Genomic DNA, 21887 nt, shown 5'->3' with positions numbered 1-21887 from the left:
ATGTGTAAAATTAACCAAAAAAAAAGTCTCCAAAGAGACTTTTTTAGTAGGTTTTATTTTTATTAATATTCATCCTCGTTCCAAAGATAATCTTCGTCTGTTGGATAATCTGGCCAAATTTCTTCCATCGATTCGTAAATTTCGCCCTCATCCTCGATAGATTGTAAGTTTTCTACCACCTCAAGAGGTGCACCAGTTCTAATGGCGTAGTCGATTAATTCGTCTTTAGTAGCAGGCCACGGAGCATCACTTAAATACGATGCTAATTCTAATGTCCAATACATCTCAGTAAAAATTTTTAATTTGTGCAAATATAATTTTTCTACAAAAAAAATCAAGTTTTTTTTGATTTATTTTCAGTTAAATTTAAGAACGTCTTTTTTTGATTATTTAGTTCTACTTTTAAATTGATAGAACTAATGGTCAAAAGCTATTTTCTGGGTATCCATGGTACCTCATTAGCGTGCAAATCATGTGACAACTTTCGTGCCAGTACAAAAAGGTAGTCAGAAAGTCGGTTTAGATACTTTAAAACAAGCTCGTCGGTAGGTTCAAGTTCGTGTAAGTGTGTGGCTAAACGCTCGGCACGACGGCATACACAGCGTGCTATATGACAATATGACACTATTGTGTGGCCTCCTGGTAAAACAAAGTGCGTCATAGGAGGTAAATCAGCTTCCATAGCATCGATTTCTTTTTCTAAATATTCAATGTCTACTTCAGTAATTCCTAGATTTTGAAGTCTCTTTTCTCCATTCTTTAAAACCTCTTTCTCTGGAGGAGTAGCTAAAATAGCTCCAAGTGTAAATAATCTATCTTGTACTTCAATTAAAACACTTTTATATAATGGATTAATGTCTTGGTCACGAATGAGCCCTATGTGAGAATTTAATTCGTCAACAGTACCGTAGCTTTCAATGCGAATATGGTGTTTAGGGACACGTGTGCCACCAAATAGGGCAGTGGTTCCTTTATCGCCTGTTTTTGTATAAACTTTCATGCTTTTAAATGTAAATTTTCTTTTTAAAGATATATAATCCAATGATTTGGCCAGTTCTATCAATAGTAATTTTTATTGTAAGTTCACCATTTTCATTTTCAGAATTATATATTCCTTGCGTTATTTTTTCTTTAGTTTCTCTGTATTTTAAAAGTTCTAAATTCAGAATTGCTCCATTTTCAGTTCTTATTCTTGAAAAAAAATTATGAAAGTATTCTTTAGTTTTAGCTTTTTGCATTTTTTCTGAAAACGATTGAAATATATTTTCAAAATTATAGCTATTGAAGTTTTGTATAAAAGTATTTGTAATAGATTTATGAGTTTCGTTTTGTGAAAAACAAAAACAAGACACTAAAAAGAGTAATATTAGTAACACTTTTTTCATTTGAAGAAAAATTGTTTCAAATATATCATATTAATAGAAATTGGGAAAGCATTACTTATAGAGCTATATGAAAAAAGATCACTTTTTTAAGTAATCTTTTTAAATCTAATTTTTATATATAAATTGTCTAAGTGGTTTTTAATGTTAATTGTTATTTATTTTGATTGTCACTTTCAATAAGGCCGTCTCTAAGACGTATAATTCTATGAGCATGTTGAGCAATATCTTCTTCGTGTGTTACTAAGATTACTGTATTTCCATTTGCATGAATTTCATTAAAAAGTTTCATGATTTCTACAGAAGTTTTACTGTCAAGATTACCTGTAGGCTCATCGGCAAGAATTATTGATGGTTTGTTAACCAATGCACGAGCTACAGCAACACGCTGGCGTTGTCCTCCAGAAAGTTGATTGGGTTGATGATCCATGCGGTCTCCTAAACCAACTTGATTTAGAACTTCTTTTGCACGTTCAGTTCTATCTGTTTTTGAGTAACCTGCATAAATCATAGGTAATGCCACATTATCTAAAGCAGTTGTTCTTGGCAATAAGTTGAAAGTTTGAAAAACAAATCCAATTTCTTTATTACGAATTTCGGCCAATTCATCATCTACCATTTGGCTAACATCTTTATTATTCAAAATATAAGTCCCAGAAGTAGGAGTATCCAAACAGCCTAAAAGATTCATTAAAGTTGATTTTCCAGAACCTGAAGGTCCCATTAATGCTACATATTCACCTTTATTGATTTTTAAATCAATACCTTTTAAAACGTTTATAGTTTCGCTTCCAAGTTGGAAATCACGTTTTATGTCTTTTATGTCAATTAATGAATGGGTCATTTGGTTTGAAGTTTAACTTTTGGATATTAGACATAAAAATAAAAATTTGTTACAATTTTTAAGATTTGTAATTGACAATTTATATTCTAATTGTAAAATGTTCCTTTTCTTGTTCTCTTCTAAAGAATACTAATCCCCATTGAAAGGTGTCAATTGTAACTTTTACTTTTGGATGATTTTTTATTATCTCCCAGGCTTCTTCCATATCTTTTGACCAATGAATGTCATCAAATATCCAAACAGAGTTATTTGTAATGCTTGGTAATAATAATTCGAAGTATTCTAAAGTGGCACTTTTTGAATGATTTCCGTCGAAATAAATTAGGTCGAAAGTTGAAGATTGAACTTCAATAGTTTTTAAATACTTTGAAAATTCAGTATTAACAAATTCGATATTTTTTAAGTTTTGTTTTTGACATTGCTTTTTTGCAATCTCCATTGTATTTGGACAGCCTTCTAAACTGATTATTTTTGATTTCTGATTTCCTAAAGAAAGGGTAGAAGTAGCTAAGCCTAGCGAAGTACCAATTTCTAATATACTTTCGGGCTGAAAGTATCTAACAACTCGGAACAAAAGTTTAGCTCTTTTTCTTGAAATGCCAGCGTTTTTAGCGATAGCTGATATTTTTCTTTGATTACTTTTAAAGACACGGGAACCAGCACCAAAATCGGTTACTTCGATAGTGTCATGATTTTCAAGCAAACTGACTCTGTAATCTTTTAAGCTTTCATATTCAAAATAGTTTGTTTTATCATAAAAACAGTTTGTAACTAAATCGAACACAAAAGGAGAATGAACTCCGTGTTGGTTACTGGAGTTTTTTATAAAATTTAGATATGATTTTATGATTTGAAGCATTTTGATAAATTATCCTTCCATTTTAGTAGATAATTCAAACCAACGTTCTTCTTTTTCTTCCATCTTTTTGATGATGTTCTGTAGTTCGTTGGCTTTCTTTTCAATATCAGCATCGGAAACTTTTCCATCAGAAAACAATTGTTCAATTTCCTTTTTCTTGATTTCTAAATCTTTGATTTCTCTTTCAATTTTTTGAAATTCTTTTTGCTCGTTGAAAGATAGACCTGAAGTTGATGAATTGTTTTGTTTCCAGTTTACTTTTTCCTTAGCTTCTTCTTTTATTGGTTCTATACTGTCTTCATAGGCTCTAAAATCGGAATAATTTCCAGGGAAGTTTTCTATTTCGCCTTGACCTCTAAAAACAAATAAATTATCCACGATTTTATCCATAAAATAACGGTCGTGAGATACTACTAATAAACAACCAGGATAATCTAAAAGGAAACTTTCAAGAACATTTAAAGTGACAATATCCAAATCGTTAGTAGGCTCATCCAGAATCAAAAAGTTCGGATTCTGAATTAAAACTGTACATAAATATAAACGTTTTAGCTCGCCACCACTCAGTTTTTCAACATAATCATATTGTTTTTTTGAGTCAAAAAGAAAACGTTCCAATAACTGTGAAGCCGAAATAATGCGTCCTTTTGCTAACGGAATATATTCGCCAAATTCTTTAATGATGTCGATAACACGTTGTCCCGGTTTAGGATTGATACCACTTTGAGTATAATAACCAATTTTGATCGTATCACCTTTAATTACTTTCCCACTATCTAATGGAATAGTTCCAGTAAGTAAGTTTAAGAAGGTTGATTTCCCTGTTCCGTTTTTACCTATAATTCCAATACGTTCACCACGTTGAAAGTCAAAACTAAAATCGTTTAAAATGATTTTGTCTTTAAATTTTTTAGAGATTTTGTGAAGTTCAATGATTTTAGTCCCCATTCGCTCCATGTTAATCTCTAATTCGACTACATTTTCTTTTCGGCGACTTTGAGCCTTTTCTTTGATTATGTAAAAATCATCCTGACGTGATTTAGATTTTGTGGTACGAGCTTTCGGTTGGCGGCGCATCCATTCTAGTTCTTTTACAAATAAGTTTTTGGCTTTGTCAATACTAGCATTTTCAGACGTAATGCGTTCTTCTTTTTTCTCTAAATAATAAGAGTAATTGCCTTTGTATTGGTATAATTTTCCGTTGTCTAATTCTATGATTTCGTTACAAACACGTTCTAAAAAGAAACGGTCGTGCGTTACCATAAACAACGTAATGTTTTCTTTGGCAAAATAATTTTCCAACCATTCGATCATTTCTAAATCTAAGTGATTGGTAGGCTCATCCAGAATCAATAAATCGGGGCGGTTAATTAAAATAATAGCCAGAGACAAACGCTTTTTTTGTCCACCAGAAAGGTTCTTTACTTTTAGTTTGAAATCTTCTAGTTTAAGTTTGAACAAAATCTGTTTGAATTGTGTTTCAAAATCCCAAGCATTGTGACGATCCATATCGTCAAAAGCTTTTTGGTAAGCTTCTCCATCTTCAGGATTCTCTAATGCTTTTTCATATCGTTCAATTACTTTTAGCGTTTCGTTATCTGAAGCAAAAATACTTTCTTCAATGGTAAGTTCGTCCTGCAAATTATGATCCTGTGACAAAAACGCCATTTTGATGTCTTTGCGCACGACTACCTGACCAGTATCTGGTTCATCTTCTCCATTAAGGATTTTCATAATACAGGTTTTCCCCGAACCATTTTTAGCTATAAAAGCTATTTTTTGGTCTTTATTAATCCCGAAAGAGATGTTTTCAAACAAGGTGCGTTCCCCAAAAGATTTAGAGATATTTTCGACTGATAAGTAATTCACAAGAATATTTTTTTGCAAAAGTAAGCTATTATATTACGAATTAAAAATGATGAGGTTTGGTAACTAATGGTTTGGGATGAATATGTTGGTTTTTCCCATTGTCTGTATTATTAAATAAAAATATACTATGCTACGTTCAATCTTGACTACTCTATAAATATCTTTTTTGTTTTCAATAAAACAATTCTCTCTTTGTCGAAATTTCAATAATCTCCAATTATTTATTAAGTAACTTTGTGTGTTCAAAATATAGGAGGAAAAAGAAATGAAGAGATTATTTTTATTATTAATTTTTAGTCAAATTATTAGTTTTGCCCAACAAGGATATCCAATCCCTCCAGATGCAGACGAACGCTTGTTTTACATTCAGCACAGTGATAATCATAATACTTTTGTGTACGACCTTAATTTTTCCGAAAACAATAAGATTAATCATATTGATCCTATTAAAATTTACAGAATTGTTTATACAAAAGGTGGTGTAAAAGAGGAATTGAGCAGTGTGCAACGAAAGTTTGCTTATGGGATTACTTTCAAAAAAATAAAAGAAAGTAGCTATGAATTTAGGTTGGTGGCTTATCCCGAAAAGAAACTTTATCTTGAATTGGATTCGAAAGGAAAACCACAAGTAAAAACTATCGTTAACGGAAAGAAAATGATTGTAAAAAGAATATTTATTTCTAAAGCCGTTACAAAATCGGTTAAACCTAAAATTGATTTTATTGATTTCTATGGAAACAATGAGTTTGGGAATAGCGAAATCAAAGAACGATTCTATCTATAAAAATGAAATATTTGGTATCTAAAAAACCAATATTTACTGTTGCCGTAATTTCAGAATTGACAATTTTTCCTGTTATATTTGCTCCATGCAGTTATCCGTAATAATTCTCAATTATAATGTTCGTTATTTTCTCGAGCAATGTGTGTTAAGTGTTCAAAAAGCACTTGAGAATATTGATGGAGAAATTATTGTGGTAGATAATTTTTCGCAGGATGATAGCTGTCAAATGATAAAAAAGCGCTTTCCAGATGTTAAGCTAATCGAAAACAAAGAAAATTTTGGTTTTCCTAAAGGAAATAACATTGGAGTAGCAGAGGCTAAAGGTGAATACATTTGCATACTTAATCCCGACACTGTTGTTGCTGAAGATACTTTTGAAAAAATTCTGAATTTTATCAAAATGAAAACCAATTTAGGAATTATTGGTTGTAAACTTATTGATGGAACAGGGAATTTTCTTCCTGAATGCAAACGCGGATTACCTACACCTTGGGTAGCAATGACTAAAATATTTGGCTTGTATAAATTCTTTCCAAAATCATCTGTATTTAATAAATATTATGCACAACATTTGTCTGAAAACGAATCGGGTGAAGTTGATATTCTTGTAGGGGCTTTTATGGTCATGAAGCGTGAGTTGTATTTGAAAGTTGGAGGATTTGATGAAAACTGTTTTATGTATTCGGATGATATCGATTTGAGTTATTTAGTGAAAAAAGAAGGGTTTCAAAATTATTATTATCATGAAACTACTGTGATACATTATAAAGGAGAAAGCACAGTACGTGATGAAAAGTATGTGAAGCGATTTAGTGAAGCCATGCGGTTTTTCTATAAAAAGCATTTTGGAGGTTCTTGTTTTTTTAATTTTTTTATGAGAGTTGGAGCTTTTTCTTTCTCATTATTAAAAGTATTTCAATCAAAAATGGTTAGTACAAAAAAACCAGAGCACTATATTTTTGTTTCTGAAAATGAAAGAAATGAAAATTTATTAAATATAATTGGTGACAGATTAAATGCTTCAGTAACTGAAAAAAGCAATACAGTTCCTCCTAATTTAAAAGTTGAATTTATAGTTGATTTAAAATCTATTTCTTTTAAAAGAGCAATAGATTTGATGGAAAAAAATGTAAATTATAATTATAGTTTCAAGTTTTTATCATTTAATCATGATTATTTAATTGGTAGTAATAGCGCAAACGATATAGGGCAAGTAATAAATTTAACAAAAATTGACTGATTCGTGGTGTATCGAACAAAAAAATGTTAATTTTGCAAACCAAATAAGGAAACACAACTTTAGTTTAAAAATATGGCAAAGTTTGAATTGAAATTACCCAAAATGGGAGAAAGTGTTGCAGAAGCAACCGTAACAAACTGGTTAAAAAATGTTGGTGATAAGATAGAACAAGATGAAGCTGTTCTTGAAATCGCTACAGATAAAGTAGATAGTGAAGTGCCTTCAGAAGTATCTGGAACACTTGTTGAGATATTATTTCAAAAAGATGATGTAGTGCAAGTAGGTCAAACTATTGCAATCATTGAAACAGAAGGAGGTGCTTTTGTAGCAGAAGCTCCAAAAGCAGAAGCAGCATCAACTCCAGTTGCTGAAGTTGCTAAAACTGTTGAAGTTGCAAAAGAAAATGCTGCTCCTGCAGATTTTTCAGGATCTGATAAGTTTTTCTCTCCATTAGTAAAAAATATTGCGAAAGAAGAAGGTGTGTCTTTAGCTGAATTAGAATCTATTCAAGGTTCTGGTAAAGATGGACGTGTAAATAAAGAAGATTTATTAAACTATATTAAAAATAGAGGTAATAAACCTGCGGCAACAACAGAAGCTCCTAAAGCAGTTGTAGCTCCAGTTCAAACATCAACTCAAGCGGTTCCTGTGTCTGTAAACGGTGCTGATGAGGTTGTTGAAATGGACAGAATGCGTAAACTGATTTCAAAATACATGGTGGAATCTGTTCAAACATCTGCACACGTACAATCATTCATCGAAGTTGATGTTACTAACATCGTGAAATGGAGAGATAAAGTGAAAAATGCTTTTGAAAAGAGAGAAGGTGAAAAATTAACATTCACTCCAATATTTATGGAAGCTGTTGCAAAAGCGTTAAGAGATTTCCCTGGAATGAATATTTCTGTAGAAGGAGAATACATCATTAAAAAGAAAAATATTAACTTAGGTATGGCTGCTGCTTTACCAAACGGAAATTTAATTGTTCCTGTAATTAAAAATGCAGATCAATTGAACTTGGTAGGTATGGCAAAAGCAGTTAATGATTTAGGTAACCGTGCAAAATCCGGTAAATTAAAACCAGACGATACTCAAGGAGGTACTTATACAGTAACTAATGTTGGTACTTTTGGTTCAGTTTTTGGAACGCCAATTATCAATCAGCCACAAGTAGGTATTTTAGCTTTAGGAGCTATTCGTAAAGTACCTGCTGTTATAGAAACTCCTGAAGGAGACTTTATTGGAATCCGTCAAAAAATGTTCTTATCACACTCTTATGATCATAGAGTAGTTGACGGAGCTTTAGGTGGAAGTTTTGTAAAACGAGTTGCTGATTATCTTGAGGCTTGGGATATTAATAGAGATATTTAATAAAAAAATCATACTTTGAAAACCACGCAATAGCGTGGTTTTTTATATTTGCATATCAAATAAAAAAAATGGAACTAAAACTAAACAGACCAATCTGTTTTTTTGACTTAGAAACTACAGGAATCGACGTTGGAAGAGACAGAATTGTCGAAATCGCAATTGTAAAGATATATCCTAACGGAAATAAAGAAAGTAAAACATGGTTGGTGAATCCAACAATTCCAATTCCAGCTTCTGCTACTGCCGTTCACGGAATTACCAATGAGAAAGTGGCAAATGAGCCTACTTTTAGAGAATTGGCTTCACAAATTCACAATATGATTAAAGATTCTGATTTGGCTGGTTTTAATTCAGACAGATTTGATATTCCATTGTTAGCAGAAGAATTGTTACGTGCCGAAGTTGATTTTGATATGAAAAACAGAGTGTCAGTAGATGTTCAAACTATTTTCCATAAAATGGAAGAAAGAACATTGGGTGCTGCATATAAATTCTATTGTGGACAAACTTTAGATAATGCACACAGAGCAGCTGCAGATACTGAAGCTACTTATGAAATACTCAAAGCACAATTAGAACGTTATCCAGATTTAGAAAATGATATGAAGTCTTTATCAGAATTTACAACACGTAAAAAGTTTGTGGATTTTGCTGGATTTATAGCTTTAGATGCAGAAGGAAATGAAATTTTCACCTTCGGAAAGCATAAGGGAGCCTTAGTCGAAGAGGTGCTTGAAAAAGAACCAGGCTATTTTGGTTGGATTCAAAATGCTGATTTTCCATTGTATACAAAAAAGGTTTTAACTGGAATTAAATTAAGAAAATTAAATACAAAGCAGTAATTAGTTTGCAGTTTAAAGTGTTCATCTTTAGAATCACTGATAAAACTAGCGGCTATTAACTGAATGCTTAATGATATGAAAATAATCTGCATAGGTCGTAATTATGCTGACCATATTTCGGAACTAAATAACGAACGTCCAAGTGAACCAGTAATTTTTATGAAACCGGATACTGCGATTTTGCCTAAGCAATTTCCTTTTGTAATTCCTGAATTCAGTAATGATGTACATCATGAAGTTGAGATTTTAGTCAAAATCAATAAAGTGGGTAAGTATATCGATGCTAAGTTTTCCCATAAATACTATGATGAGATAGGTTTAGGGATTGATTTTACAGCTCGGGATGTGCAATCTGAACTAAAAAGTAAAGGATTGCCATGGGAAAAAGCAAAAGCATTTGACGGTTCAGCGGTAATAGGTGACTTTTTATCGAAAAAAGATTTTGATTCTTTAGAAAATATTAAATTTGAATTAACTAAAAATGGTGAGGTAGTTCAAAAAGGTAATACCAGTATGATGTTATGGAAAATAGATGAAATCATATCGTATGTTTCGCAATATTTTACATTAAAAACTGGAGATATTATTTTTACAGGAACACCTGCGGGAGTAGCAAAAGTTAATCCTGAAGATGTTTTAGAAGGATTTATTGAAGATAAACAACTATTTAAGATTCAAGTAAAATAATGGCAATACACTATAATTTAGCAAAAGTTTATGCAATATCAGATGATGACAAAGATTTTGTATTACAAATTATAAATTTGTTTGTTGATGAAGTGCCAGATGACATCAAAGAGATGAAGGATGGTATTAAAGAAAAAGATTACGCTAAGGCATATAGTTTTGCTCATAAAACAAAACCAACATTAGATTTGTTGGGTATGGATGCGGCCAAAGAAGAAATTCTTCAAATCGAACAATGGACTCGCGATAAAGGAAAGAAAAAGGAAATTAAAGAGGTTTATAAAAGTCTTAAAGGGCGCATCGATGCAGCACTTGAAGAAGTAAAAAAAGATTTTAATCTGTAATCAATTTCTCTACTTCGAAAGAATCACTGTAAAATAACAACTTCTATTCTGATAAAAAATGAAAGCAGTAATTGTCACAATTGGTGACGAAATTTTAATAGGCCAAATAGTTGATACTAATTCTGGTTTTATAGCAAAATGTCTTAATAAAATTGGGATTGAAGTTAACGAAATGCTTTCAATTTCAGATGATAAAAAACATATTCTTGACACACTCTCAAACCTTCAAAATAAATTTGATTTAGTTATTATCACTGGAGGTTTAGGGCCTACTAAAGATGATATTACCAAAAAAAACTTTATGTGAGTATATGAACGATACGTTGGTTTATAACAATCAAGTTTTAGATCATGTGACCCAATTAATTGAAGTTTTTTTTAAGCGTCCTATAACACAAATCAACAAAGATCAGGCTTTAGTGCCTTCAAGATGTGAAGTATTATTTAATCAGGTAGGTACAGCGCCTGGGATGTGGATGGAGAAGGAAGATACAGTTTTTATTTCTTTGCCAGGGGTTCCTTTCGAAATGAAATATCTTATAGAAAATCAGGTTATTCCAAAACTTGTTGAAAAATTTGATAGACCATATATAATTCATCAAACACTCTTGACATATGGGGTTGGGGAAAGTTTATTAGCAGAGCGAATAGAAAAATGGGAAGATAATTTGCCTGATTTTATAAAGCTCGCTTATTTGCCAAACCCTGGAAGGGTTAGATTAAGACTATCAGCAAGGGGCAGTAATGAAGAAGTCTTAAAAAAGGCTTTGGAGGAACAAATAAATTTACTCAAACCACAAATAGAAGATTGTTTAGTTGGTTTAGATGATGACGAACCTTTGGAATTTGTATTGGGTAGATTGCTTTCTTCAAAAGGTTTTAGTATCTCTACGGCTGAAAGTTGCACAGGAGGGAAAATAGCCTCGGTAATAACTTCAGTTTCTGGAGCTTCAGTTTATTTTAAAGGTAGTGTTGTGAGTTATGCGACTGAAGTTAAAGAAGATATTTTAGCGATTCCTCACGAATTAATTCAGAAAGAATCGGTAGTGAGTAGTGCTGTTGCCGAAGCTATGGCTTTGAGCATTCAAAAAAAGTTTCAAACAGATTTTGCCATTGCAACAACTGGAAATGCAGGTCCAAATAAAGGAGACTCAGATGCCGAAGTAGGTACAGTTTTTGTCGGAATTGCCACACCAAAAGGAGTCTTTTCAGAAGAATTTAATTTTGGACAACCGCGTGAAAAAGTGATTGATAGAGCCGTAAACAAAGGGTTGGAGCTTATTTATAAAGAAATTTTAAAAAACTACTAAAAATAATTTGTTACTAACGTTTCTTTTTTGTTACTTTGCACCCTGATTTTGAATAACGATAAAAGATAAGCATAATGTCAAGAGTTTGTGACCTTACAGGAAAAAGAGCGATGGTTGGAAATAACGTTTCTCACGCTATGAACAAGACTAAGAGAAAATTCTCTGTTAACTTGGTTAAAAAACGTTTTTACCTTCCTGAAGAAGACAGATGGATTACTCTAAGAGTAGCTGCTTCTACAATTAAGACGATTAACAAGAACGGAATTTCTGCAGTTTTGAAAAAAGCACAAGCAGACGGATTTATTAAATAATCTGTTCCTAATAAATTTATAGCAAAATGGCAAAGAAAGGTAATAGAATCCAAGTAATTTTAGAATGTACTGAGCACAAAGCTTCTGGCGTAGCTGGAACATCTCGTTACATCACAACAAAAAACAAAAAAAACACTCCAGATAGATTAGAAATCAAAAAATTCAATCCTATCTTAAAGAGAGTGACTGTTCATAAAGAAATTAAATAATCTAGAAGTTATTTTTAATAATACTTCAATTAAATAGTATAAGTCATGGCAAAGAAAACCGTTGCAACATTACAAACAGCTTCTAAGAGATTATCAAAAGCTATCAAAATGGTAAAATCTCCAAAAACTGGTGCTTACACTTTTGTTGAGGCTATCATGTCTCCAGAAGAAGTAGATGAATTTCTTAAAAAGAAATAATTTTATCCATTCAATATAACTAAGCTACTTTCATTGGGAAGTAGCTTTTTTATTTTATATTTGCTAGAGTTTAGGAGCCATCAATTGGCGTTTTTTAAATGTATTTCCTGTCTCGTCATTAATGACAAGAGGCAGATACAAACAAAAGGCTTCTATAAAATGCAAAACTTATAACTTATAATTAAAAATGAGCTTTTTCAAAAGATTATTTTCTTCAGAAAAAAAAGAAACATTAGACAAAGGTCTTGAAAAGTCAAGTACTTCCTTTTTGTCAAAATTGACTAAAGCGGTTGCTGGTAAATCAAAAGTAGACGACGAAGTTTTAGATAACCTTGAAGAAGTTTTAGTAACTTCCGATGTAGGTGTAAATACTACTTTAAAAATAATTGAACGTATCGAGGAAAGAGTTTCTCGCGATAAATACTTAGGAACAGAAGAATTAAACCAAATCCTTCGTGATGAAATTGCAGGTTTATTATCTGAAACAAATTCTGGTGAAGAAACTGAATTTACAATTCCAGCCAACAAAAAACCATATGTAATTATGGTGGTTGGTGTTAACGGAGTAGGGAAAACAACAACTATTGGTAAATTAGCAAATCAGTTTAAAAAGGCTGGTTACAAAGTAGTTTTAGGAGCTGCGGATACGTTTAGAGCAGCTGCTATCGATCAATTACAAATTTGGGCTGATAGAGTAGGTGTTCCTATTGTAAAACAACAAATGGGTAGTGATCCAGCCTCGGTTGCATTTGATACTTTACAAAGTGCTGTTTCTCAAAATGCAGATGTAGTGATTATTGATACAGCAGGACGTTTACATAACAAAGTTGGTTTAATGAATGAGCTTACTAAAGTAAAACGCGTTATGCAAAAAGTGGTAGAAGATGCGCCACACGACGTGTTATTAGTTTTAGATGGTTCTACTGGACAAAATGCTTTCGAACAAGCAAAAGAGTTTACAGCAGCAACAGAAGTTTCATGTCTTGCTGTCACAAAGCTTGATGGAACTGCTAAAGGTGGTGTTGTTATTGGTATTTCTGATCAATTTCAAATACCTGTAAAATATATTGGAGTGGGTGAAGGGATTAATGATCTTCAAGTGTTTAACAAATACGAATTCGTAGATTCATTCTTTAAATAATATGCAAAGTTTCAAAGCTTTTCACTTTTTTTTATTTGCTACATCGGCTTTATTGTTAGCACAAACCGTTAAAAATATTTATATTTCTATCGTGTTTTACTTTATTGCGCTCATCATGTATATTGCAGCATGGGTAAAGTTTAATAAGGAGAAAAAGCAATAATAAAAAATCCAGCTAACTCAGCTGGATTTTTTATTTATATTTTTTTAGCAGAGTTATATTGTTCCTAAAGTATACAATTGTTCCATTGTAGGAGTTTTGCTTCCGCCTTTTGGTTCTAGAGTAATTCCAAAAGCTTCTGCATCTTGAGTTTTGCTAACTTCAAATATTTTTGAATTGTTTTCAGTAAAATTGCTCAGTAATCCAATACTGGTAGGTGTTAAAGATGGTTTTAATTTTAATGACCAAACCTGATACTCTTTTCCTTCTGGAGGTTCCGGTAATCCAGAAGCATCAATATATACTGTCTGTTTATCTTTATTCCAATATACTTTAGCATAAGAAGAAGGAGAAACAGTTTGTCCAGCAAGTGAAACTACAGTATTTTTAGTGTCTCTAATGATATTAAGAGCTTCCTTAGACTGTTTTGCTTCATTTTCTGAAGTCACTACTGCTTCATTCAGTTTTTCATTGTTTTTTTCCAATGTTACTACTTCATTTTTAATTGCTGATTGTTGGTTGTATTGATATCCTATGAATAAAAGTAAAACAGCTGCCGCTGCCCATCCAATGTAGTTTGGTATTGATTTTTTTGGCTTCAAATCAATCACATTATTATGTTTAATTTCTAATTCAGCTTTTATTTTTTCAAAATTCTGAACAGATAGGAATGGTGAAAAACTTGTTGATAGAGAAAGAATAGATTTTTCAATAGCTACAATTTCAGCTTCTACCTCTTTATGTTTTATAGACATTTCATGTACTTCTAGGTTTTGCTCTTCATTTAGTAAACCATAAACATAAAGTTCCAAAATTCCTGATTCTATGTATTCTTTACTATCCATTTATACTTTTAAAAAGATTCTTAAATCATTAATGCAATTTCTATTTTGTGTTTTAACAGTTCCAAGCGGTATTTCTAATTCTTCTGAAGCTTCTTGTTGCGTATAACCTTTAAAGAATAATAAATCAATTAAGGCAATGCATTTGGGTTTTAGCTTTTTTATGAATTCTTGAATACCAATGGCTTCAATCTTGAAAACAGATTTATTGCTCTCGTCAAGTAGATGTACGAAATTATCAGAAGATAGGTTTTTTTTGCTATTGTTAAAGTTTTTAGAACGGAGTTTATCAATGGCTGTGTTTCTTGCAATATTAAGCATCCAGGTATAAAGTCTCCCTTTGGATTCATTGTATGAATCTATATTTTTCCAAATTTTCACAAATGACTCCTGAAGTATATCTTCGGCTTCTTCACGATCATTTATTAAATTAATGATGACTGCAAAGAGGCTTTTAGCATACATGTCATACAAAACACTATAGGCTTTATCATCTTTTTTTTGTAGTAGCAAAATGATTTCTTCCTGACTCATACAATTATCGGATTTGAATTACAAACATATATATTCTTTTTTATAAACCTCATTTAATGGGTAGATTATTTTTTTTGAAAAAAAAACATCTTTTTTAAAACCAACAAGAAAGTTATTGCGTAAGTGTCTTTATAATCATTTAAAAATTAATAAAATGAAAAAGACTAAAATGTATATAGGCCTTTCGTTGTTTGCGATTTCAGGTCTATTATTAATCGCTGCGGATCACGCAGATGCACCAGCGGTAACAGGTAACGCATCCGACATTACCGATGTATATGCTTTTCAAGGGCAAAATACAAGTAACATGGTTTTTGTGGTTAACTCACAAGGATTGTTAAGTCCTGGAGCTACCGCAAGTGCAACATTTAATGAGAGCGTGCTAACAGAAATCAACATTGACAATAACAATGACAATGTTGAAGATCTAGTGATTCAGGCAATTAAACGTGGAAATAAAATGTATTTCTTCGGCCCTGTTGCACCAGACGCTACTGGTACTTCAAGTACGATAAAAACTAATAATGCTTCAGGGAGTGTCGAAATTTCTCAATATGGTCAGGCAGCCATAATTGGAACAAACAATAATATGAAATTTTTTGCTGGACCAAGAGACGATCCATTCTTTTTCGATTTAAATCAGTATAAAGCCATTTTAGCTGGAACTGCAACTGGATTTAATAATCCTGGAACTGATACATTCGCAGGAACTAATGTACTTTCTACAATTATTGAAGTACCAAAAGCTTCTTTAGGAACATCTTCTTCTATAAATGTTTGGGTAGAAACTAAACAAAAGCAATAATCTAAACTTTAATATGAAATTTATGAAAACAAATAAATATATAATAGCTGCAATATCTATTTTAGGACTGTCTATGTTGATGAGTTGTAATGATGATGATGATGATATGCAAATGATGGATTATGGACCTGATTTTTCTGGAACTTATGTTCAAAAGGATCAAATGGCAAGACCGGCGATTAACACGGTTTTTGTTGCCTCGGGATCTCCTAAAGACGCATTCAATACAACAATCCCTTCTATGATGGGGGCTAGTTATCAGGCTACTTTTCAGTCAAGATTATTAGCTTTAAATTCAGGTTATACTACTAATGCTTTGGGACAAACAGCTGCTCAGTTTACAGGATTATTGGCTACTGATGTTTTAAATGTGAGTAAAGTAGGTACAACTACTTTTTTTGATGGTACAAATGTTTTAACAGGTAGAGCTTTAGCTGATGATGTTATTGATGTCGAATTATTATTGATTTTTGGAGGACCCGCAGGGACTTCTAACGCTGGACTTACATCAGACCACGTTAATGCAAATGATAAAGCTTTTTCTAGCACATTTCCATATTTAGCTACGGCTTGGTAAAACTTTAAGGGCATGTGTATTATCATGCCCTTTTTTATTTAACATTCAATTCAAGATTATGAGAATTTTTTTTATATTTTTTAGTTTCATATTTATTATTTCTGGATGCAAAAAAGAAAATGGTAAGCTTATGAATAGCAATGACTACAATTCTTATTTGAATTTAAAAGGAAATAAAACTGTTGATTTTGCTTTGAGTGAAATTAAATTCTGGCAGAATAAATATGATAAATCGCCAACACAAACGAGCTATCTAAATAAAATTGCTGCTTACTATTCATTGCTTTTTGAACAAACAGGTAATATAGAAGACTTACACAAAGCCGAAAATTTATTAATAGAGTCGAACAAAAAATTAAATTATAAAGATGTAGGTTCTTTAAGATCTTTAGCAAGAAATTACATCACACAACATCGATTTAAAGAAGCACTAACTTTAGCAGAAAAGGCATATCAAATAGGTGAAAAACTTCACGAAACTCATAAGCTTTTATTTGATGTTCAAATGGAATTGGGTAATTATGAAAAAGCTAAAGAAAGTTTAAAAGCGATTTATGATATTAATGATTTTGATTACTTAATACGATTAGCTAAATGGAATGATCATAAAGGTGATTTGAATACTGCTATATCTATTATGGAAAATGCTTCCAGAATGACTGAGAAGCTAGATAATAAATCTTTAATGACATGGTCTTATTCGAATTTGGGTGATATGTATGGACATGCCGGCAAAATAAACGATTCATACGATTATTATCTAAAAACATTAAATCTAGATTCTAATAATTCTTTCGCTTTGAAAGGATTAGCATGGATAGCTTTTTCTCACGAAAAAAATACTAAAGAAGCCAAACGTATTCTCGAAATAGTTTCTAAAAAACACAATTCACCAGATTTTTATCTGCTTAAAGCCGAAGTAGCAGAGTATGAAAAAGATTTTGCTTCACAAAAAAAATATCTTCATGACTATTTCATGATGTTAGATAGTAATAATTATGGAGTGATGTATAATAAATACAATGCACTACTTTTTTCGGAAGAAAATAAAAAACTTGATGAAGCATTTAAAATTGCAAATCAGGAAATTAGTAATAGACCCACACCACAATCTTACGATTTATTGGCTTGGGCTTATTTTAAAAACGGAGAATCTGAAAAAGCTTTAAAAATCGTAAATGAACATGTAGTAAAAAAATCTTTTGAGCCTGAAGTAATGTTCCATTTAGCAAGTATATATAAAGCTAATAATTTATTAAACGAAGTAAAACCCATAAAAAAAGAATTAGAATCTAGTATTTTTGAATTAGGACCAAACATGTCAGCCAAAATCCAAAGTTTATAATGAAAAGTATAATCAACATAACATTTTTTTTAATTACTTCAATTGCTTTTTCACAAGTTCAAAAAGGAGTTGTTATCGACTCACTGGGGACCCCAATAGAGAATGCTTATCTAATCAATAATACTACACAAACACATTCACATACTGATGAATTTGGAAATTTTTTTATTGAAAAAACTAAAGAAAATGACCAATTGTTAGTGTCTGCATTGGGATTTAAAAAACAAACTATTACTGTAACTGCTGGTGAACTTAAAATTACACTACAATCAGATGCTTTTAAATTGGATGAAGTTGTTGTTTCATCAAATCTTTCAGCAATGAATATAATTTCCAAAATAGATTTGGCTACAGCACCTGTAAAATCATCCCAGGAAATTTTAAGAAAAGTACCGGGACTTTTTATAGGTCAACACGCAGGTGGCGGTAAAGCGGAACAAATTTTTCTTCGTGGATTTGATATAGATCATGGAACTGATATTGCTATTTCTGTTGATGGAATGCCCGTAAATATGGTTTCCCATGCCCACGGTCAAGGTTATGCCGATTTACATTTTGTGATTCCAGAAACTATCGATAAAATTGATTTTGGGAAAGGAAGTTACTACGCCAATAAAGGTGATTTTGCTACAGCAGGTTATGTTGCTTTTAAGACGAAAGAAGATATTGAAAAAAGTTTTGTAAGTGCCGAAGTAGGTCTGTTTAACACATTGAGAACCGTTGGAGCTTTTGATTTGTTAGATAAAAAATTTAAAGATAAAGCGTATATCGCTACAGAATACATGTTGACAGATGGACCTTTTGATTCACCTCAAAATTTTAAAAGAATAAATATTTTAGGTAAATACACAACGTTGTTGTCTAATAACGGAAAAGTTTCGGTTTTAGCTTCAAGATTTACAAGTAAATGGGATGCTTCAGGACAAATTCCACAACGATTAATTGATAACGGAGCCATTTCAAGATTTGGTGCCGTGGATAATACCGAAGGAGGTTCAACATCAAGAACCAATGTAAATGTTTTATTAATCAAACCATTAACTGAACAAACATCTATAAAGGCGAATACATTCTATTCAAATTATCAGTTTGAATTGTATTCTAATTTTACTTTTTTTCTAGAAGATCCTATAAATGGAGACCAAATAAGACAAAAGGAGTACAGAGATATTTATGGTTTAAACGCCGAACTAAGTAGTAAGCTAACTAAAGGATTATTACAGTTTGGATTAGGATTTAGAGCAGATCAAACTAAAGACACAGAATTATCACATACAAAAAACAGAAAAGAAACTTTAAATACCACAAAACTTGGTGATATAGACCAAACGAATATGTTTTCTTATCTGAATACTGAATTCGATTTTGGGAAATTTAAGATAAATCCATCGCTTCGATTAGATTATTTTAAATTTGATTATCAGGACAAGTTGGCAACAAATTATAGAACACAATCCGAAAACAAAGCCAAAATATCTCCAAAACTGAACTTGATTTATGCACATAGTAATACTTTTCAGGTATTTATTAAATCGGGTTATGGGTTTCATTCAAACGACACAAGAGTGGTTGTTGAGCAATCAGGGAAAAAGATATTACCAACATCTTTTGGAGCCGATTTTGGAATTATTTACAAACCGTTTTCTAAGCTATTAATTAATTCAGCTTTATGGATGTTAGATTTACAACAAGAGTTTGTTTATGTAGGCGATGCAGGTGTTGTTGAGCCAAGTGGTAAAACAGCACGAAGAGGAATAGATTTAGGGATGCGTTACCAACTTAGTGATTATTTGTTTTTTGATGCAGATGCAAATTATACTCACGGAAGAAGTACAGAAGACCCCAAAGGACAAAACTATATTCCTTTGGCACCTGATTTTACAACTACAGCAGGAATTAGCCTGAAAAATTATAAAAATTGGTCAGGCGGATTACAATACCGTTATTTGAAATCGAGACCTGCTAACGAAGACAATTCAATCGTTGCCAAAGGATATATGGTTACAGATGCCAATATAAATTATAAGTGGAATGCAATTGCGTTTGGAATTAGTGCCGAAAACATTTTTAATACAAAATGGAATGAAACGCAATTTGCTACAGAGTCACAATTGCAAAATGAAACCCAAAGTGTTGAAGAAATACATTTTACGCCAGGAACACCGTTTTTTCTTAAAGGAAAAATTACTTATAATTTTTAAAAGTTAGTTTTAGTTTGTTTTTATTTGAGAAGCCTATCATAGCGTTTTTTTTATGATAGGCTTTTTTTGTTAATTATATGTCTTTAGTATGTTTTCTAATGCTACATATTCACCCGATTGACCAAATTTCGAATCATTATAACGTTCACCTATCATTTGGTGTCTCAAACAATCAAAACTTATTTTTACCATTCCAACGATGACATTCTTTTCCCTAAAAATAAGGATGTCTTTATAATCTGATTGACATTTAGGAGATATATTTTGCGATGCTTCTCTAGAGGAAAACAAATGGGATATTTTTGAATATAATTTAGGATCAATAACATCTTTTTTAAAATTAAGAATCTCCATGTTTTTTATAAACATAGTATCCTTTATGGATACTGGAATATTACCTGTTAGAATTTGCAATAAAGCTTCTTCTTCTCTTGTTTTATTCGAATTCATTATGATGGAATGAAATTCCTTTTTTGTAAGAGTAGGATGGTAGTATTCTAGTTTATCAAAATGAAAAAAAGGTAAATCAGTGCTGGTTGCTGATTTTTTATTTTCATTGCATGAGAATAGTAAAATTGATAAAAGAAGGGCTGGGATATATTTCATTTTCAATTAATTTTTTCATTATCATACTATTGTTTAATATCTAGAACAATAGTACACCATAAGTTTTCTATTTGTAGTAGTGATGTAACTTGCAATAAATTTAAATCGAATCATTATTTTGCAAATACAATAGCGACTTTCAGCTTTAAATTGAAAATCGCTATTGTTAAGAGCTTATGTTACAAGATTTTTTATTGTTTAGTTAATATTAAATCTGTTTTGGGTAAAAATATAGGTATGTCATAAATGTTTTGATAATTTAAACATTCATTATCTCTATAGCTTTGTAACGTAAAATAACAGTAGGTTAATTGATTTGGTTGACCATTTATACGTCTTAAATGTAAATAGCATTTTTCAGCTTTATCTTGATACAAAAAACTAAACATCCCATTTTTTTTAGCTAATCCTAAAATTAAATAATCATCATAATTTGTTACGTTTAAATTATCATATAGAACTTGATTTGTCAGGAGGTCAATAACTTTTAATTTCCCTAGAATTTCATCTTCATAATAATAACTTCCATTTGTAGTTCCATCATAACTTCTAAGATGTTGCGTAAATTTGACAAATTCAAAAATATACTTTTTGTTGTTTAAGGTTCCTTCCCATTTTCCTACATAATAATCCAACTCGTTATTTAAGTCCTTAAAATAAGTGCCATTTGGATTTTCAAAACTTAACCCATTTAAGGGAGCAATTGAAGTTACTTGACTTTTGCAGGATAATGCTATAAATATCAGTGAATATTTTAAAACATGTTTCATTTATTGTTTTATCAAAGTATAACTTCCTGATGGCAAAGCAAAATTAAAAACTGGTTCAGGATCTGTAGAATTATAGTAAACTGTATTACCTAAATCTAAATCAATTTTTATTTGTTCTTGACCACTAACTACTTCTCGTTTTATTATTAGTCTTCTAAAATATATGCATTGTGTATCTTGTAGAGTTATAAATAGTCTTTTTTCACCTGGAGTACATGTGCTGCATGGGGGATGTGAATTGTTTAATAAATAAGCATTACCATTAATATAATAACTACCAGCATATGTATTTGCAGGTAAGGTATTAGGTAAAGTATTTGCAATAGTTACTCCATTTACTATATATTCATAACCACCATATATAACATCTTCTGCATATTTTCCGTTATCTTTTATTTTCTTATCAAGAATAATCTTTAAACTAGTATTTCCGTTGGTGTAAATGTATGTGCCAATAAAAGGATTTAAAAAGTTATTTATATCTTTAAAATAGGCACCTAGAGGGTAATGTCTGTATGTTCCTTTATTTTCTAAATTAATTATTTGTTGTGCATTACAATTACTTAATAATAATGTGAACGCAAATAAAAATATTTTTTTCATATGTAAAAAACGACTTTCAGCTTTAAATTGAAAATCGCTATTGTTAATAGCTT

General features: G+C 31.3%; 25 protein-coding genes and 1 pseudogene. 15 read left to right on the top strand and 11 right to left on the bottom strand.

From position 1 onward, the window contains the following. Positions 1-62 precede the first annotated feature (62 nt). From LJY17_RS07380 to LJY17_RS07355, 6 genes are all read right to left on the bottom strand, one after another. The gene (locus tag LJY17_RS07380) at positions 63-284 is read right to left on the bottom strand and encodes a DUF2795 domain-containing protein (protein ID WP_002986941.1); all 222 of its coding nucleotides are present in this window, start codon (positions 282-284) and stop codon (positions 63-65) included. Between the two features lie 146 nt (positions 285-430). Beyond that, entirely contained in the window at positions 431-1000 is a 570-nt protein-coding gene (locus LJY17_RS07375) for a cob(I)yrinic acid a,c-diamide adenosyltransferase (RefSeq protein WP_264544885.1), read from the bottom strand. Positions 1001-1004: 4 nt separating this feature from the next. Beyond that, entirely contained in the window at positions 1005-1385 is a 381-nt protein-coding gene (locus tag LJY17_RS07370) for a DUF3887 domain-containing protein (protein ID WP_264543199.1), read from the bottom strand. 151 nt (positions 1386-1536) lie between these two features. Next, positions 1537-2226 carry an ABC transporter ATP-binding protein gene (locus tag LJY17_RS07365; protein ID WP_264543198.1) on the bottom strand — a complete coding sequence of 230 codons (690 nt, stop codon included), beginning with the start codon at positions 2224-2226 and terminating at the stop codon, positions 1537-1539. A 79-nt stretch (positions 2227-2305) separates the two neighbouring features. After that, positions 2306-3085, bottom strand: a complete 780-nt coding sequence (locus LJY17_RS07360; protein WP_264543197.1) for an O-methyltransferase — start codon at positions 3083-3085, stop codon at positions 2306-2308. 9 nt (positions 3086-3094) lie between these two features. Further along, positions 3095-4954 (bottom strand): ABC-F family ATP-binding cassette domain-containing protein, encoded by a 1860-nt coding sequence (locus LJY17_RS07355; protein WP_264543196.1) that lies wholly within the window; start codon positions 4952-4954, stop codon positions 3095-3097. A gap of 265 nt (positions 4955-5219) precedes the next feature. On the opposite strand from LJY17_RS07355, the gene LJY17_RS07350 reads away from it, so the two are divergent. The 11 genes and pseudogenes from LJY17_RS07350 to ftsY all read left to right on the top strand — a co-directional run bounded on the left by LJY17_RS07350 (position 5220) and on the right by ftsY (position 13391). Further along, on the top strand, positions 5220-5738 hold the full coding sequence (locus LJY17_RS07350) for a DUF4833 domain-containing protein (protein ID WP_264543195.1): 519 nt from the start codon (positions 5220-5222) through the stop codon (positions 5736-5738). 85 nt (positions 5739-5823) lie between these two features. After that, positions 5824-6978, top strand: coding sequence for a glycosyltransferase family 2 protein (locus LJY17_RS07345; RefSeq protein ID WP_264543194.1), 1155 nt, complete (start codon positions 5824-5826; stop codon positions 6976-6978). 72 nt (positions 6979-7050) lie between these two features. Then, entirely contained in the window at positions 7051-8349 is a 1299-nt protein-coding gene (locus LJY17_RS07340) for a dihydrolipoamide acetyltransferase family protein (protein WP_264543193.1), read from the top strand. 68 nt (positions 8350-8417) lie between these two features. Continuing rightward, entirely contained in the window at positions 8418-9191 is a 774-nt protein-coding gene (locus LJY17_RS07335; RefSeq protein ID WP_264543192.1) for a 3'-5' exonuclease, read from the top strand. Positions 9192-9266: 75 nt separating this feature from the next. After that, positions 9267-9878, top strand: a complete 612-nt coding sequence (locus LJY17_RS07330) for a fumarylacetoacetate hydrolase family protein (protein WP_264543191.1) — start codon at positions 9267-9269, stop codon at positions 9876-9878. Further along, on the top strand, positions 9878-10222 hold the full coding sequence (locus LJY17_RS07325; protein ID WP_264543190.1) for an Hpt domain-containing protein: 345 nt from the start codon (positions 9878-9880) through the stop codon (positions 10220-10222). Before LJY17_RS07330 ends, LJY17_RS07325 begins: the two co-directional genes overlap by 1 nt. Before the next feature lie 58 nt (positions 10223-10280). Beyond that, positions 10281-11532: pseudogene (locus tag LJY17_RS07320) on the top strand (CinA family nicotinamide mononucleotide deamidase-related protein). A 74-nt stretch (positions 11533-11606) separates the two neighbouring features. After that, positions 11607-11843 (top strand): 50S ribosomal protein L28, encoded by a 237-nt coding sequence (gene rpmB / locus LJY17_RS07315; RefSeq protein ID WP_073309425.1) that lies wholly within the window; start codon positions 11607-11609, stop codon positions 11841-11843. Positions 11844-11869: 26 nt separating this feature from the next. Continuing rightward, the gene (gene rpmG / locus LJY17_RS07310) at positions 11870-12052 is read left to right on the top strand and encodes a 50S ribosomal protein L33 (protein ID WP_035640032.1); all 183 of its coding nucleotides are present in this window, start codon (positions 11870-11872) and stop codon (positions 12050-12052) included. Between the two features lie 45 nt (positions 12053-12097). Then, positions 12098-12250 carry a DUF4295 domain-containing protein gene (locus LJY17_RS07305; RefSeq protein WP_014166478.1) on the top strand — a complete coding sequence of 51 codons (153 nt, stop codon included), beginning with the start codon at positions 12098-12100 and terminating at the stop codon, positions 12248-12250. Positions 12251-12437: 187 nt separating this feature from the next. Beyond that, the gene (ftsY, locus tag LJY17_RS07300; protein ID WP_264543189.1) at positions 12438-13391 is read left to right on the top strand and encodes a signal recognition particle-docking protein FtsY; all 954 of its coding nucleotides are present in this window, start codon (positions 12438-12440) and stop codon (positions 13389-13391) included. Between the two features lie 216 nt (positions 13392-13607). Here the strand turns inward: ftsY and LJY17_RS07295 are convergent, their stop codons facing one another. Continuing rightward, entirely contained in the window at positions 13608-14396 is a 789-nt protein-coding gene (locus tag LJY17_RS07295; protein ID WP_264543188.1) for an anti-sigma factor, read from the bottom strand. Then, the gene (locus LJY17_RS07290; protein ID WP_264543187.1) at positions 14397-14927 is read right to left on the bottom strand and encodes an RNA polymerase sigma factor; all 531 of its coding nucleotides are present in this window, start codon (positions 14925-14927) and stop codon (positions 14397-14399) included. It abuts the gene before it with no gap. 154 nt (positions 14928-15081) lie between these two features. Between LJY17_RS07290 and LJY17_RS07285 the strand changes: the two genes are divergently transcribed. The 4 genes from LJY17_RS07285 to LJY17_RS07270 are packed head-to-tail and all read left to right on the top strand — an operon-like array spanning position 15082 to position 19855. Beyond that, a complete protein-coding gene (locus LJY17_RS07285; protein WP_264543186.1) occupies positions 15082-15732 on the top strand; it encodes a DUF4331 domain-containing protein in 651 nt (216 codons plus the stop codon). Positions 15733-15754: 22 nt separating this feature from the next. Next, the gene (locus LJY17_RS07280; protein WP_264543185.1) at positions 15755-16309 is read left to right on the top strand and encodes a DUF4331 domain-containing protein; all 555 of its coding nucleotides are present in this window, start codon (positions 15755-15757) and stop codon (positions 16307-16309) included. Positions 16310-16367: 58 nt separating this feature from the next. Continuing rightward, complete coding sequence (locus LJY17_RS07275) at positions 16368-17654, top strand: tetratricopeptide repeat protein (RefSeq protein WP_264543184.1); 1287 nt, start codon at positions 16368-16370, stop codon at positions 17652-17654. Next, positions 17654-19855 carry a TonB-dependent receptor gene (locus LJY17_RS07270; protein ID WP_264543183.1) on the top strand — a complete coding sequence of 734 codons (2202 nt, stop codon included), beginning with the start codon at positions 17654-17656 and terminating at the stop codon, positions 19853-19855. The genes LJY17_RS07275 and LJY17_RS07270 overlap by 1 nt, the downstream gene beginning before the upstream one ends. A 69-nt stretch (positions 19856-19924) precedes the next feature. Here the strand turns inward: LJY17_RS07270 and LJY17_RS07265 are convergent, their stop codons facing one another. From LJY17_RS07265 to LJY17_RS07255, 3 genes are all read right to left on the bottom strand, one after another. After that, positions 19925-20461, bottom strand: coding sequence for a hypothetical protein (locus tag LJY17_RS07265; RefSeq protein WP_264543182.1), 537 nt, complete (start codon positions 20459-20461; stop codon positions 19925-19927). Between the two features lie 191 nt (positions 20462-20652). Continuing rightward, entirely contained in the window at positions 20653-21231 is a 579-nt protein-coding gene (locus tag LJY17_RS07260) for a DUF6705 family protein (RefSeq protein WP_264543181.1), read from the bottom strand. Continuing rightward, positions 21232-21834, bottom strand: coding sequence for a DUF6705 family protein (locus LJY17_RS07255; RefSeq protein WP_264543180.1), 603 nt, complete (start codon positions 21832-21834; stop codon positions 21232-21234). Positions 21835-21887: the final 53 nt, after the last annotated feature.

This window comes from Flavobacterium hankyongi, from assembly GCF_036840915.1.
Taxonomy (GTDB): Bacteria; Bacteroidota; Bacteroidia; order Flavobacteriales; family Flavobacteriaceae; genus Flavobacterium; species Flavobacterium hankyongi.
The sequence above is the reverse complement of the archived record's forward strand: the minus strand, read 5'-3'. Positions and strand labels throughout refer to the sequence as shown.